10 protein-coding genes and 1 pseudogene are annotated in these 14,270 nt (G+C 68.5%); 8 read left to right on the forward strand and 3 right to left on the reverse strand.

Annotated features, from left to right (window positions below):
* Nucleotides 1-909: IS256 family transposase (locus ABZ297_RS26095; RefSeq protein ID WP_355350972.1), on the forward strand; the 909-nt coding region annotated here is incomplete at its 5' end.
* Between the two features lie 270 nt (nt 910-1,179).
* Nucleotides 1,180-1,557 (forward strand): nuclear transport factor 2 family protein, encoded by a 378-nt coding sequence (locus ABZ297_RS26100; RefSeq protein WP_355350974.1) that lies wholly within the window; start codon nt 1,180-1,182, stop codon nt 1,555-1,557.
* Nucleotides 1,558-1,630: 73 nt separating this feature from the next.
* Here ABZ297_RS26100 and ABZ297_RS26105 read toward each other — a convergent pair.
* The 3 genes and pseudogenes from ABZ297_RS26105 to ABZ297_RS26115 all read right to left on the reverse strand — a co-directional run bounded on the left by ABZ297_RS26105 (nt 1,631) and on the right by ABZ297_RS26115 (nt 5,415).
* Nucleotides 1,631-2,753: pseudogene (locus ABZ297_RS26105) on the reverse strand (IS630 family transposase).
* 277 nt (nt 2,754-3,030) lie between these two features.
* Complete coding sequence (locus ABZ297_RS26110) at nt 3,031-4,284, reverse strand: alpha-L-fucosidase (RefSeq protein WP_355350976.1); 1,254 nt, start codon at nt 4,282-4,284, stop codon at nt 3,031-3,033.
* Between the two features lie 21 nt (nt 4,285-4,305).
* A complete protein-coding gene (locus tag ABZ297_RS26115) occupies nt 4,306-5,415 on the reverse strand; it encodes an ROK family transcriptional regulator (RefSeq protein WP_355350978.1) in 1,110 nt (369 codons plus the stop codon).
* Between the two features lie 172 nt (nt 5,416-5,587).
* Between ABZ297_RS26115 and ABZ297_RS26120 the strand changes: the two genes are divergently transcribed.
* Genes ABZ297_RS26120 through ABZ297_RS26145 form a run of 6 tightly spaced genes read left to right on the forward strand, consistent with a single transcriptional unit; the run spans nt 5,588 to nt 14,270 of the window.
* The gene (locus ABZ297_RS26120) at nt 5,588-6,877 is read left to right on the forward strand and encodes an extracellular solute-binding protein (RefSeq protein ID WP_355350980.1); all 1,290 of its coding nucleotides are present in this window, start codon (nt 5,588-5,590) and stop codon (nt 6,875-6,877) included.
* Entirely contained in the window at nt 6,874-7,842 is a 969-nt protein-coding gene (locus ABZ297_RS26125; protein WP_355350982.1) for a sugar ABC transporter permease, read from the forward strand. The genes ABZ297_RS26120 and ABZ297_RS26125 overlap by 4 nt, the downstream gene beginning before the upstream one ends.
* Nucleotides 7,839-8,690 carry a carbohydrate ABC transporter permease gene (locus ABZ297_RS26130; RefSeq protein WP_350804250.1) on the forward strand — a complete coding sequence of 284 codons (852 nt, stop codon included), beginning with the start codon at nt 7,839-7,841 and terminating at the stop codon, nt 8,688-8,690. Before ABZ297_RS26125 ends, ABZ297_RS26130 begins: the two co-directional genes overlap by 4 nt.
* A 17-nt stretch (nt 8,691-8,707) precedes the next feature.
* Nucleotides 8,708-9,682, forward strand: a complete 975-nt coding sequence (locus ABZ297_RS26135; RefSeq protein WP_355350984.1) for a Gfo/Idh/MocA family oxidoreductase — start codon at nt 8,708-8,710, stop codon at nt 9,680-9,682.
* On the forward strand, nt 9,679-10,644 hold the full coding sequence (locus tag ABZ297_RS26140) for a Gfo/Idh/MocA family oxidoreductase (protein WP_355350986.1): 966 nt from the start codon (nt 9,679-9,681) through the stop codon (nt 10,642-10,644). The genes ABZ297_RS26135 and ABZ297_RS26140 overlap by 4 nt, the downstream gene beginning before the upstream one ends.
* Nucleotides 10,644-14,270 carry a carbohydrate-binding protein gene (locus ABZ297_RS26145; RefSeq protein WP_355350988.1) on the forward strand — a complete coding sequence of 1,209 codons (3,627 nt, stop codon included), beginning with the start codon at nt 10,644-10,646 and terminating at the stop codon, nt 14,268-14,270. The genes ABZ297_RS26140 and ABZ297_RS26145 overlap by 1 nt, the downstream gene beginning before the upstream one ends.

Consider the following 14,270-nt stretch of genomic DNA (forward strand, 5'->3'; position numbering starts at 1 on the left):
CTGCTCGGCGTCTCGACCCGGCGCGTCGACAAGCTGGTCGAGCAGCTCGGCATCAAGCACATCTCCAAAAGCCAGGTCTCGCAGATGGCCAAGACGCTGGATGAGCAGGTCGAGGCGTTCCGCACCCGCGCGCTGGACGCCGGCCCGTACACGTTCGTCTGGCTGGACGCACTGACGCAGAAGGTGCGCGAGGGCGGGCGCACCATCAACGTGCATTGCCTGGTCGCCACCGGCGTCAACGCCAACGGTCAGCGCGAGGTCCTCGGCCTGGACGTCACCTCCGCCGAGGACGGCGCCGGCTGGCTGGCCTTCCTGCGCAGCTTGGTCGCGCGCGGCTTGTCCGGTGTTCAGCTGGTCATCTCCGATGCCCACCGCGGGCTGGTCGAGGCGATCGGCGCCAGCCTGCCCGGCGCGGCCTGGCAGCGCTGCCGCACGCACTACCTGCGCAATCTGCTCACCTGCGTGCCCAAGTCGGCGCAGCCGTGGGTGGCCACCCTGGTGCGCACCATCTTCGACCAGCCCACCGCCGAGCAGGTCCGCACCCAGCACGCCTGGGTCATCGACGCGCTGGAGACCAAGTACCCGGCCGCGTGCGAGCATCTGGACGCTGCCCGCGAGGACCTGCTGGCCTTCGCCGCCTTCCCTCGCGAGACCTGGCGCCAGATCTGGTCCAACAACCCGCAAGAGCGGTTGAACAAGGAGATCCGCCGCCGCACCGACGTGGTCGGCATCTTCCCCGACCGGGCCGCGATCATCCGCCTTGTCGGCGCCGTGCTGGCCGAGCAGACCGATGAATGGACCGAAGCCCGCCGCTACATGGGCCTGGACATACTCGCCAAAGCACGCGTCCGGCTCATCGCCGGCGACACACCGACCGCGAACCCGCTCCCACAGACACTTACCGCTTAACCTGCAGAAACAGGATCACTCGAAGATCGATTCATACACCACGTCCGTGGACGTGACCCGAGCGGCTGAGCGGGTACGCGGGATGAGGAATGACCGCCAACGTTGCTGAGCTAGCACCAACGCCGTGTAGTTAGGTGTGGGGCGAGTGTGTCAAATCGCCTTATGTGGCGACAGAGCTCCTGCTAGTGCTGTGACCGGGATGGTTCACCGTGATCGGGAGACGGCTCACGGGCCGACCGCGTTTCGCGAAGCGACTGGTATTACTGGTACATGCAGGAAGAGACCGCGCGGTCCGCGATCGACACGTTCATCTCCGCATTCAACGCCTCGGACGACAGCTATGTGACTGCGCTGCTCTCCCAGGCCCTGACCTCGGACGTGGTCTTCTGGGGGCCGTTGGGCCGCAGCGAAGGGATCGAGGCGGTCGAGCGGTTCGTGCTGGACATCCGGCGCCACCCGGCGGGGACCGGCACGATGGTGCGCTGCTCGGCGGTAGACATGCCTGATGAGTGGGCCCGGTACCAGTGGGTCTTCACCATGCCGGATGGGGGTCCCCGCCTGGCGGGAACGGACGTCGTCCATCTGCGGCGGAGCCTCATCGACCAGGTCATCGTCTTCGCGGGGGAGATCGAGCCGTCCGCCTCCTAAGTCATCCCTCTCTGGCGCCGTCCTTCTCCTGAACCGGCCCGTTCGGCGCTCCGGGGCTGCGGTTCGCGGTTGGTCAGGCTGCGGTGTTGAGGGGGCGTCCGCCCCAGCGGATGCCTTTCTCGCTGCGGATGCGGGCGCGTTCTTTGCGTTCGGCGGCCAGGACGTCGCGGTGGCGGGCGTTGGCGTTGCGCCAGCGCAGGTAGGCGTGCAGGGCCCGGGTCTGCACGGTGTGGTTGGGGTGGTTGGAGTTGGCGATGGTGAACTGCCTCAGGGGTCCGAAGTGCGCCTCGATCGGGTTGGCCCAGGACGCGTAGGTCGGGGTGAAGCACAGCTCGACCTTGTTCGTCTTCGCCCAGCGGCGGATGTCGGCGCCTTTGTGGGCGGACAGGTTGTCCAAGATCACGTAGATCGGGGCACCGTCCGGGCGGGCGGCGCGGATCGACTTCAGCGCGGTCAGCGTGTTCGCGGCACCCTTCCTGCGGTGGTTGACGCCCCACAGCCGGTTGTCGCCGATCGAGTAGCAGCCGTGGAAATACCGGACGCCGTGGGTGCGGTGGTAGGTGGCGGGCAGTCGGTCGGGGCGTTTACGCTCGGCCCAGCCCGAGCCCGCGGTGGGACGGATCCCCAGTGGCCCGAACTCGTCGAAGGCGAACACCCGGTCGGGGAAGCGGTCAAGGACCTTTTCGATCCGGTCCAGCTTCGCCTCGCGGTCGGGGTCGGGAGACTCCTTCCAGGTCTTGGTGCGCTGGAAGGTCATGCCGCGGCGGGCGAGTAGGCAGCGTAACGCCTCGCGGCCGATCCGGATGATCCGGCCGTGGACTTTGCGCAGGTAGGCGACGAGCTTGCGCGGGGACCAGCGGGTGAAGGGCTGGCCGAGCTTGGTGGGGCGGGTGGCGGCCGTCTGGATGACGAAGTCCTCCTCGTCAGAGCTGAGTTGGCGGGGACGGCCTCCCGCCCACCGAGGGTGCAGGCAGGCCAGGCCGATCTCGTTGAAGCGGCGGATCACGTCCCGGACGGTGTCCTCGTCGGCCTGCACCAGCTGGGTAATCACAGGCACCCGGTTCCCGCCAGCCGAGGCCAGCAGCATCATCGCGCGCCGGTAGCGCACCGAGCTGGTGCTGCCCCCGACGCACGATCTGCTGCAGCTTCTGCCCCTCCTGGTCGGTCAGTCTGCGCACACGGACAGGTCCGGCCACCGCGCCTCCAGCGGTCGGATCGGACGTCACCGCCCATCAAACCGCCACGATCACCAAACCGGTTCACGCAGTTGCAGCAGACCGCGACCGAGGAGCTCCTGGTGCTCGACCGGCCACCGTACGCGCAGGATCCCTCCCAGCAGAACGCCCCCGAGCTTGGCTTCCAACGGAGCTCCCGCCGAACAGTGATCTTGGTCGACGCCGTTCTAGCAGGAGCTCCGTACACATTTCCGCGGATTGACATGCTCGCACTGCGCCTAACTACACGGCATTGCCACTAGTCGCGGCCCCTGCCACGGTAGAGGTCGAGCTCGCCGTCGAGCTCCAGCGCGATCACCGTGGCGTGCGGGTCGATCGCGCCAGCGGGCGGCGCGTCGATCCACAGGATGCCGGGCACCCCGTCGAGCTCTCCGGTGATCGCGTGCCCGAGCTCGCCGTCGGCGCCGACGACCCTGGCACGCAGGACGGCGTTGCGCAGCCCGCGCACCGCGACCGTGTCGCGGGGCGGGTCGAAGCAGGTCAGGTACAGGGTCCTGCGGTCGGCGGACAGCGTGCTCGGGCCGTGGTGGTGGCCCGCCGGCATCCCGGCGGTTGTGCCGTACACCGCCTCCGCGTGCCGTTCGATCCACGCGCCGAGGCCCTTCAGCCGATCGGCCTGTTCGGGGAGGATGCGGCCGTCTGCGGTGGGCCCGACGTCGAGCAGGAGGTTGCCGCCCGCGCCGATGGTTTCGGCGAAGTAGCGGACGAGGTGGCCCACAGGCTTGTGGTTGGTGTCGTCCGGGCGGAAACCCCAGCTGTCGTTGATGGTGAGGCACAGCTCCCACGGGCCGTCAGGCGGCATGATGGGGACGCCTTGTTCCGGTGTCGCGTAGTCGCCGCGCGAGAGCATGCGCCCGTTGAGCACGGTCTGCGGCCGTACAGCGAGGATGCGGTCGGCGAGGCCGTCGATGCCCCACTGCTCCTCCGAGCGCTCCCACTCGCCGTCGAACCACAGCAGGTCGGGCCGGTACCGCTCGACGAGCTCGTCGATCTGGCCGTCGCGGTAGGCCAGGTAGCGGGCCCACGCGGCCGGGTCCTCCTGCCCCTCCGGGGGAGTCACGTAGGGGCTCGGGTGGGCTTGCGGCCCGCGGACGCTGGGGTAGTCGGGGTGGTTCCAGTCCGAGTGCGAGTAGTACAGCCCGACCTTCAGCCCGCGCTCGCGCAGCGCGTCTGCGAAGGGGCCGACCAGGTCGCGTCCCGCTGGGGAGGCCGTGACGTTCAGCTCGCCGTACGCGCTGTCCCAGAGGGCGAAGCCGTCGTGGTGTCGGGTGGTGAGCACGGCGTACCGGGCTCCGGCCTGGGCGAACAGCTCCGCCCATGCCGCGGGGTCGTAACCGTCCGCGGTGAATCCGTTGAGCTGGGACAGGTAGGCCTCACGGGAGATGTCGCCGTAGTAGAACGACCAGGACTCGGCCACTCCCTCGACGGCGTAGAGGCCGTAGTGGATGAAGATGCCGAGCTTGGCGTCGGGAAACCAGGGCTGCATGGGCATGGGGGGATCCTTCTTCGGTTCTTACCATTTCCAGGGCGGTGTCGAGGTGCTGGAGAGAGTCTTGCCGCCCAGGGCCGAGGCGTAGAGCTGTTCCATGACCGAGGTGGCGGCCAGGCCGCCTGCGCCGGTGATCGACGCGCGATCCTTCAGCGCGGAGGGGACGATTGGGGGCGCGGGCCGTACGGTGCACAGCCTCTCGACGTGGCGGCGCAGCGGGTCGAGGAAGGTGTCGCCCGCCTGGACGTTGCCGCCGCCGACGACCACGATCTCGGGGTCGATGGCGAGCACCAGCGCGGCGATGCCGATCGCGATGACGTCGCTGAAGCGGTCGACGGCGGCCACGGCGAGCGGGTCGCCCGCGGTGGCGGCGTCGAACACGCCCTCCCTGCTGACCCGTCGGCCGTCGGTGAGCTCGACGTCGTGCAGGTACTGCTGGGCCTGCTCCCAGCCCATCTGCGGCAGTGCGCCGATCTCGCCGGCGGCGCCGTTCGCGCCCCGCACGACGGTGTTGTTCAGTACGACCCCCGCCCCGGTGCGGTTGCCGGAGTGCACGTAGATCATCGAGCTGGCCTCGGCGGCGCTGCCCTTCCAGGCCTCGGCGAACGCGGCGAGGTTCGAGTCGTTCTCGACGGCGATGGGGCACTCGAAGGACGACTCGAAGGCGGTGCGGACGTTGAGACCCTCCCAGTCGTCGAGGCCGCGCGTGACGACGTCCTGGTAGACCACGGCGGGGACGGACACCCCGATCGCCCACACGTCGGCGCGCTCGCGTCCCTGCGCGCTGAGGAGCTGGTCGACAACCTCGACGGCGTCGGCCACGACGGCCTCGGGCGGGTCCGCGACGGAAACGGTGATCGAGCGGGTGGCCTGGACCTCGCCGTTCAGGTCGGCGAGCTCGGCCCGGGTGGTGTGCTGGCCGATGTCGATGCCGGCGACGACGGCCGCGCCCGCGTTGAACTGGTAGCGGTTGGCCGGCCGCCCGGCTCCGGTGGGGGAGAGGGGCTCGATGCTCTCCACCCAGCCGAGGGCGACGAGGTCGCCCACCACCGTGTCGGCCGCGGTCTTCGACAGCCCGGTGACCTGGGCGATTGCCGGTATGGTGAGAGGCTCTCGGCGGATCGCCTCGATCACTGCTAGCGAATTGATGCGGCGCAGGCGCGACAAGCCTGCGGGTTGGCGCAGGAGGCTCGCTTCACGTCCGATCAGCACTCACGTGGCCCTTTCGTTTCCTGAGACGCCTTCCATTAAAACACAAAGTGTATTTATTATTGCCCACCGTACCCCCAGCAAGAAGGGACCGTCCATGCGTAATCGCGTCATAGCCGTCGCCACGTGCGCCTCTGCCGTGCTCGCCCTCGGCGCGTGCGGCCAGAAGCTCCAGGACGCCGGTCCGTCGGCCTCCGCCGATGCCAAGCCCGCGAGCCTCCTCTATTGGGGCAAGTGGGCGAAGGGCACGCCGCAGGCGAACCTGTTCGAGAGCGTCATCGTCGACTACACCAAGCAGACCGGCGTCAAGATCGACGTTCAGTGGCTCGCGCAGGGCCAGGAGCAGCAGGTCAAGAACGCTGTCGCCACCGGCACCGGTCCCGACTTCTTCGACACCGCCATCGACCACACCGCCGAGTTCCGCACCGCCGGCGTGCTCGGCGACATGGGCCCGATCTTCAAGACCCAGATCCCGGGCGAGGGCAAGACCATCGAGGAAGTCCTGCCGAAGAGCGTGATCAAGGCCATCAGCGACGACAAGGGGTACGGCTTCGTCCCGCACAGCGTCTTCTCCATCGGCCTCTGGTACGACTCCGCCAAGTACCCCGACTTCGCCCCCAAGTCGTTCGACGAGTTGCTGGAGATCGCTAAGAAGGAGAAGGCCTCCGGCCGCGCGCCGATCGCGCTCGATGGCTCGATCAACGCCTACAACTCCTTCTGGATCCACCAGATGCTGCTCTCCACGGCCGGCCCCGGCATCCTGCTGAAGCTCGCCACCGACCCGGCCACCTGGGACCTCCCCGAGGTGAAGCAGGCGGCCAAGGCGCTGGAGTCGCTGGTGAAGGCCGGTCTCTTCGAGCCCGACTATATGGCCACCAAGTTCCCGGCCGCGCAGAACGCCTGGGCAGGCGGCAAGCACAGCTTCATCCTGAACGGCTCCTGGCTCGGCAGTGAGACCGCCTCGCTGCGCGCCGCCGCGGTCAAGCCCCGCATCATCGCCTTCCCGCCGGTCGACCCTGCCAAGGGCTCGGTCGCCACGGTTGGCGCGCTCGGCTGGGGCGTGAACGCCAAGTCGAAGAACCAGAAGGCGGTCGCCGACTTCCTGGCCTTCGCCATGCAGAAGAAGTACATCGACCGCATCGGCACCGACGCGGCCAATATCCCCTCGCGCATCGACTCGCCCGCCCCTGTGGAACTCCAGCAGCTGCAGGCGTCCATCCGCGACGCGGAGCAGGTCACGCTCGACGGCGACGGCGTTTCGACCGTGAAGCCCAAGTGGCTGGTCGACGTCTTCCTCCCCCTCGACGACAAGTTCATCGCCGGCAAGCTCAGCGCCGAGGAGTTCCTGGCCGAGGGCAAGGCGAAGACCGCCGCCATGAACGGATGACCGTGACTGTGTCCGACACCGCCCTGCGGGCTCCGTCCGCAGGAAGGCGGGCGAAGGTGTCCGGCGGTGCGCTCCAGGGCGAGCGCCGCCGGCTGTACCTGCCGATGCTGCTTCCGGCACTGATCGCCTACCTGGTCTTCTTCGTGCTGCCGTCGCTGTTCGGCGTCGTGCTCAGCTTCGCCGAGTGGTCAGGACTGGGGACGGAGTTCTCCTGGGTCGGCTTCTCCAACTACGTGTCGATGGCCGAGAGCGAGCTGTTCCGCGCCTCGTTCGTGCAGACGCTGACCCTGACGCTGATCGTGGGCCTAGCGCTGTTCCTCATCGCCAGCGCCTCGATGATCGTGTTGCGTACGGCCCGCGGCAGCGCGTTCATCCGGGCGGCCGTCTTCCTGCCGTTCATGATCTCGCCCATCGCCGTCGGCCTCGCCATCTCCTTCCTCTTCAACCCGGACGGAATGATCAACACCGTGCTGGGGGTCCTCGGCCTGTCCGAGTTGCGCCAGCCCTGGCTGGCCCCCGAGCTGATCTTCAACGTGATCATGGCCGGGGTGGTCTGGAGCACGGCCGGCTTCTACGTCGTGCTGGTGATGTCCGCGGTCGACGGCATCCCGCCGAGCTACTACGAGGTGGCCAGGATCGAGGGCGCGAGCGAGCTCCAGCAGTTCCGCTACGTCACGCTCCCGCTGACCAGGGACATGCTGGCCATCGCCGCCTCGCTCTGGGCGATCGCCGGCATCAAGACCTTCGAGATCATCATCGCCTTCGTCGGTACGGCGGGCACCCCGCCCCCCGAGGCCAGAACCCTCGCCGTCGAGCAGTACCTCCGGGTCGCCGGCGGCCGTGACGGTGGACTGGCCCAGCTCGGCGAGGCAGCGGCGGTCGGGATCGTGATGACGATGATCACCGCCGTCCTGATCGTCCTGTCGCGCAGGATCCAGCGGCGCGAACGACTGGAGCTGGCATGATCCGCGCCGGATTCGCCCTGATCAAGGCCCTGATCTGGGCCTGGGTGCTGTTCAACGTCGGCATGGTGGTCTGGGTCCTGCTGAACTCGGTGAAGAGCTCGCGGGAGATCTTCGACAACCCGGCGGGCCTGCCTGCCACCTGGATGTGGGAGAACTTCGCGACCGCGTGGTCGGACTCCGGGCTCGGCGCCGCCGCGATCAACTCGGTGGTCCTGACGCTCGTGTCCGTCGTGCTCATCATGGCGCTGTCCATCCCCGCCGCCTACGCGGTGGCACGGCTGGGCGGGCGCTCCAGCGGTCCTGTCGCGACCTTCTTCGCGGTGGGCATGAGCATCCCGTTCCAGGCGTTCGCCGTTCCCATGGTCCTCATCGGGGCAGGGCTGTCCCGGTTCATGATCGACTGGGTCACCGGCGTCTGGGACACGCGGATCACCGTCACGCTCTTCTACGTCGTGCTCAGCCTGCCGTTCAGCATCTTCGTGCTCATCGGCTACTTCCGCTCGCTCCCCGGCGACCTGGAGGAGGCGGCCGCTCTCGACGGCGCGTCGCCGTTCCGTACCTTCTGGCAGATCATGGTGCCGCTGGCCAAGCCCGGCATCACGACCGTGGCGGTGCTGAACGCGCTGAGCCTGTGGAACGAGACCGTGATCGTGCTGATGCTCGTCCCTGAGCAGAGCGCGCAGACCCTCAACGTCGCCCTGCTCAACTTCTACTCCAACATGCAATACACCTCGAACTGGGGTGGGCTCTTCGCCGGCGTCGTCATCGTGGTGCTCCCGATGATCGTGACCTATCTCTGGTTCGGCCGCCGCATTGTCAACGGCATGACGCAGGGCATCGGCAAATGAGAATGGATGGATCTCCCATGCACGCAACGGTCGGACTCATCGGCGCCGGTGGCATCGCCAACGCGCACCTCCCGGCCTGGCTCGACCTCGGCTACGACGTCGTCGTCTACTCGATCGCCGACGACGCCGGGGCCCTGACCCAGCGCCACGGGGGCGGCCGGGTCGTCCCCAGCCTGGACGCCCTGTTCGAGGCGGCGGACGTCGTCGACATCTGCACGCCGACGCACACCCACTACGAACTGGCGCTCGCCGCGCTCGGTCACGGCCTGCCGACGATCTGCGAGAAGCCGCTGACCCGCACGCTCGCCGAGGCGGAGGACCTGGTCGCCCGCTTCGCCGACGCCGGGGTCCCGCTCTTCCCCGCGCACGTCGTGCGCTACTTCGCCGAGTACGCCGAACTGCACCAGTCCGTCACCCGCGGCGACATCGGAAGCGTCGCCGTACAGCGGCACACCCGCCAGGGTCGGAGCCCGGGCGGCGGCTGGTTCCTCGACGAGGCGCTCTCCGGCGGGGTGCTGCTCGACCTCATGATCCACGACATCGACATGGCGCGCTGGATCGGGGGAGAGGTCGAGCGCGTCTTCGCCCGCACCCACGTGGTCGGCGGCAGCCAGAGCACCCAGGCCTTTCTCACGCACGCGAACGGCTCGATCTCCGTGCTGACGGCGACCTGGACCACCGCGCCGATCGAGTTCAGGACGCTGTTCGAGGTGGCCGGTTCGCGCGGGCTGCTGCACGCAGACTCCGACGAGCGCCGCCCCTACCGCTACCAGGGCAACGCCGTACCCGCGCCCGACATCCTGCCCGACTTCTCCCCGCTGACCAGCCCCTACCGGGCCGAGATCGAGGACTTCGTCCGCTCGGTCGCCACCGGTGTCCCGCCGCGCGTCACGGCGCTGGACGGCCTCGCCGCCATGCGCATCGCCGACGCCGTCGCCCGCTCGGCCGCCGAAGGCCGGCCGGTCGACCTCAAGCCCCTGGAAGCCGCATGAAGATCGCCCTGCTCTCCTTCGCCCACCTGCACGCCGCCGAGTACGCCGCCGCGCTCCTGCGCTGCGGCGACGTGGAGATCGGCGCCTACGCCGACGGCTACGACGGCGTCCCGGACGGCGTCACCGCCTTCGAGACCGAGGACGAGCTGTGGGCCTGGCGGCCCGACGGCGTGGTGATCTGCGCCGAGAACGCGCGTCACCGGGAGTTCGCGCTGCGTGCCGCCGCCGAGGGCGTGCACGTGCTCTGCGAGAAGCCGCTCGCCACCTCGCTCGCCGACACCACCGCGATGCTGGAGGCCGCCCGCACCGCGGGCACCGTCCTCATGACCGCCTTCCCGGTCCGCTTCGCGCCGGCCTACGCCGACCTCCGGGCCGCGGTACGGCGGGGCGACCTCGGCCAGATCGTGTCGATCGCGGCCACCAACTGCGGCGGCGTCCCCACCAACCGGGACTGGTTCACCGATCCGGAAAGCAGCGGCGGCGGTGCCCTGACCGACCACGTCGTGCACGTCGCCGACCTGCTCGCCGACCTGCTGGACGACGACCCGATCGAGGTCTACGCGATCGCCAACTCCATCCCCAACCCGGGCACGGCCGTCGAGACCGCCGGGCTGGTCTCCCTGCGCTACCGCGACGGGGTCATCGCCTCCATCGACTGCTCCTGGTCGCGCCCGCCCGGCCGTCCCAACACCGGCGACCTGGTCACCCTCACCGTGATCGGCACTGAGGGCGTGGTCGACATCGCGCCCTTCTCCGGGGTCCTCACCGGCTGGAACAGCGGCCCGCTGGCGCACGGGTACGGCGCGCCGCTCGACGACCTGCTCATCCGCGCCTTCCTCGACGCCGTCCGCGACGGCGAGGCCCGCCAGCCCGACGCCAGGGCGGGCCACCGCACCGTCGCCCTCGTCGAGGCCGCCTACCGCTCCCTGCTCGACGCCGCCCCCATCCCCCTGGAGATCTGATGATCCGCCATGTCCTCGGCGCCGCCGCGACAACCGCCGCCTTACTGGTGCTGCCCGCGCACGTCGCCTCCGCCGCTGAACCGACTGCCGGCCGTACGACGGTGTCATTCTCCGACACCCACGAGATCCTGCACGGCAACCCGTACACCGGGACCGCGTTCGACGTGAACACGCACAGGACGCCGGGCACGCCCGGCTACACCTTCACCAACGACCCGGGCATCACCGACTTCATCGAAGGCACCAGGAAGATCCCCGCCGACGCCGACGTGGTGCGGCTCCAGATCGCCTGGGCCGACTTCGAGCCCGACGACGGCGTCTTCGTCTGGGACCGCCTCGACGCGTTCATGAAGCGCGTCAACGAGCAGGGCAAGACGGTCGAGTTCCAGCTGCTCATGTCGGAGGCGCCCGACTACAAGAACGACCCGGGCGTCTTCCCGTACGAGTACCCGCCGGCCTGGCTGTTCGATAAGGCCGGGGTGCCCTTCCGGATGGCGCCGTACAACAACTACTTCTCCAAGCAGCCGATCTACTACAACCCGATCTACCTGGACCGGCTCAAGCGCGCCGTGGACGCCTTCGCTGACCGCTACGACGCCAACCCGGGCGTGGCGTGGGTGGACCTGCGCGCCTTCTCCCTGTTCGGCGAGTGGTCGGGCTGGAACGACGCGATGAACTTCCCGTGGCCGGACAACGCCACCCGCGTCTCGACGCTCCAGGCGATCCTCAAGATCTACGACGACGCGTTCGACAAGTCGATGGTCATGATGCAGAACGCCGGTGCGGAGGTGAACAAGAACGATCCCGACGCGGACACCCAGGCCAAGCGGTTCAGCGTGTACGGCTACGACAAGGCGGCCACGTTCAAGAACTGGGGCATCCGGTCCGACACGGTCAACGCCGGCTTCGTCTGGCACAACTACGGCGACACCGCGCAGGCCCCGTACGTCAACCGCAGACTCCGCCGCGACATGATCCAGGTGTCCGAGGGTTCCAACTGGGACAACCCCACGATCATGCTGAACAACCCCCGGCTGTTCGTGAAGAACTCGCTGGAGGGGTACCACTCCAACCTGCAGGGCATCAACAACACCGGCTTCGAGAACTGGCAGCCGATGAAGGACGCCTACGGCGAGTGGTTCGAGACGCTGGCGCGTTACACCGGCTACCGCTTCCTCATGCCCACCGCGACCTTCGACACCGAGGTTAAGCCCGGTGGCGAGTTCCGTATCTCGCACACCTGGACCAACAACGCGGTCGGCTTCAGCCCCCGGCGCTACCCGGTCGAGGTGCGCTTCACCGACAAGTCCACCGGCAACGTCGTGTGGCGCGGCACCGACGCCACCCTCGACCAGACCAAGCTCTTCAAGGGCGACGTCCGCCAGATCAACTCAGCCTTCACCCTCCCGGCTGACCTGCCCGCGGGCTCCTACGACGTGGCCGTCGCCATGCTCGGCGAGGACGGCAAGCCGCGCGTCGAGCTGGCAATGCCGGGCGGCAAGGACAAGGTCTACCCGATCGGCACCGTCCAGGTCGCGGCGGGAGCCGCACAGGCCGGGCAGCCGACGACCCCGCTGACACAGTTCACCATCCAGAACGAGGACTACACCGCGGCCAGCGGCGCCTACGGCGTCGAGACCCCGCCCGAGGGCGGCCTCGGCGCGCTCTACATGGACGCGGCCGGCGAGTCCGCCGAGTACGACAACGTCGACGTGCCCGCCACCGGCACCTACCGGGTCGAATTCCGGGCCTCCTCCGAGGAGGCCAACCACCTGAAGTTCGAGGTTGACGGCGAGGAAGTCACCACCATCAAGGTGCCGGACTCCGGCGGCTATAACACCTACAGGACCTTCGAACGGCAGATCCCGCTCACCGAGGGCCGTCACACGATCAAGCTCACCCGGCCTGACGGGCGCTGGTTCTTCCTCAACTGGATGCGGTTCACCCTGGAACGGCCCGAGTCGATCACCCTCCAGGCCGAGTCGGCGACTGAGCAGCAGGGCACCCAGAACACCGACCTCACCGACAGCGACGACGGCACCCCCGGTGTCGCCTACATCGACACCGGCGACTGGTCGCGCTTCGACGGCGTCAGCGTCCCCGCCGACGGCAAATACCTGCTGCAGCTTCGCTACTCGACCGTCAACGACAAGCCGCTGAAGTTCCGCGTCGAGGTCGACGGCACCGACGCCACGGGACTGCTTAGCCTGCGCCCCACCAGCGGCATGCTCAGCCCGCGGACCGAGGACTTCGTCCTCCCGCTGACCGCAGGCAAGCACTCGGTCAAGGTCGTCTGGATCGAGGCGAGCACCAGCATCGTGTGGAACTGGATGCGGCTCGACCTGCAGGGCACGTCCGAGCAGACCCTCCAGGCCGAGCACTGGACCATGCAGTGGAACACCGACCAGGAGTGGAACTGGAAGGGCCCCGACACCGGCGTCGTCACCAAGGATGGCATCGTCGGCGGCATCGACCCGAACGACTACCTGCGCTACGAGAACGTGTTCGTCCCGAACACCGGCATGTACAAGGTGACCTTCAAGGGCTCGGCCGCCGAGGACACCACGTTCAGGTTCGAGGTGGACGGTGACCGCAACACGGTCTTCGTCCCCAAGTCCGACGACGCGAACGTGACCACCTGGGTCAAGATCCCCGCCGGCCTGCACACCCTCCGGATCGTGAGCGAGGGCAGCGGGCTGAAGCTCGACAAGTTCACCCTCACCGCCTCCACCGCCGCGATCAAGGCACTCGACGTCACGGGCGCCGGCGCGCTCAAGGTCGGCGAGCCCGGCCAGCTGTCCGTCGCGACGGTCGGCGCGGACGGCACCCGCACCCCGGTGACCAAGGGCGTCATCTTCAAGAGCTCCGACCCGTCGATCGCCACCGTGGACGCGGATGGTCTCGTCACCGCCCGCACCTGGGGCACCGCCACGATCACCGCGATCTACGACGGATTCTCCGGCGAGCACAAGATCACCGTCACCGACCCGAGGGTGGTGCTCACCTACGTCAACGACACCGACGAGCGCATCGCCTACCCCGACAACGACTTCACCTACAGCCGCGACCGAGGGGTGGGCGACTACAACGACGACGTCCACGCCGGCTGGCACGCCGGGCAGGCCGTCGAGTTCACCTTCACCGGCACCGGCATCAGCCTGCTGTCCGAGCGCTACTCCGACATGGGCACCATCGACATCTACGTCGACGGCGAGCTCAAGGCCACGGTCGACTGCAACTCCCCGGTACGGCTGGCCGCCCAGCGGGTGTTCCAGCTCACTGGGCTGCCAATGGGCGATCACACCATCAAGGTCGTCAACGGTGTGGACAAGTTCGTCATCATCGACGCGTTCGTGGTCGAGACGCCCAACACCTGGAACGGCGCCGAACTCGGCGTCGGCAACCTCAACGCCAAGTCGGTGACCCTGACCTGGCCGTCCGTGCCGACCGCCACCGGTTACGCGGTCTTCAACGGCGACACCGAGGTCATGCGGGTGACGGGGACGACGGCTCGGGTCACTGGGCTCCGTGGCCGCACGAGCTACACCTTCACCGTCCGCCCGCTGGCCGCCGACGGCACGACGCTCCCGATCGAATTGTCAGCCACGGTGCAGACCAAAGGCTGA

The organism is Nonomuraea sp. NPDC005983, assembly GCF_040614375.1.
Classification (GTDB): Bacteria; Actinomycetota; Actinomycetes; order Streptosporangiales; family Streptosporangiaceae; genus Nonomuraea.

What these genes read in the sequence shown, in the direction of transcription:
- ABZ297_RS26130 (WP_350804250.1), top strand. Translation starts at nt 7,839, where the DNA reads ATGATCCGCGCCGGATTCGCCCTGATCAAGGCCCTGATCTGGGCCTGG.
- ABZ297_RS26120 (WP_355350980.1), top strand. Translation starts at nt 5,588, where the DNA reads ATGCGTAATCGCGTCATAGCCGTCGCCACGTGCGCCTCTGCCGTGCTC.
- ABZ297_RS26145 (WP_355350988.1), top strand. Translation starts at nt 10,644, where the DNA reads ATGATCCGCCATGTCCTCGGCGCCGCCGCGACAACCGCCGCCTTACTG.
- ABZ297_RS26110 (WP_355350976.1), bottom strand. Translation starts at nt 4,284, where the DNA reads ATGCCCATGCAGCCCTGGTTTCCCGACGCCAAGCTCGGCATCTTCATC.
- ABZ297_RS26140 (WP_355350986.1), top strand. Translation starts at nt 9,679, where the DNA reads ATGAAGATCGCCCTGCTCTCCTTCGCCCACCTGCACGCCGCCGAGTAC.
- ABZ297_RS26125 (WP_355350982.1), top strand. Translation starts at nt 6,874, where the DNA reads ATGACCGTGACTGTGTCCGACACCGCCCTGCGGGCTCCGTCCGCAGGA.
- ABZ297_RS26100 (WP_355350974.1), top strand. Translation starts at nt 1,180, where the DNA reads ATGCAGGAAGAGACCGCGCGGTCCGCGATCGACACGTTCATCTCCGCA.
- ABZ297_RS26135 (WP_355350984.1), top strand. Translation starts at nt 8,708, where the DNA reads ATGCACGCAACGGTCGGACTCATCGGCGCCGGTGGCATCGCCAACGCG.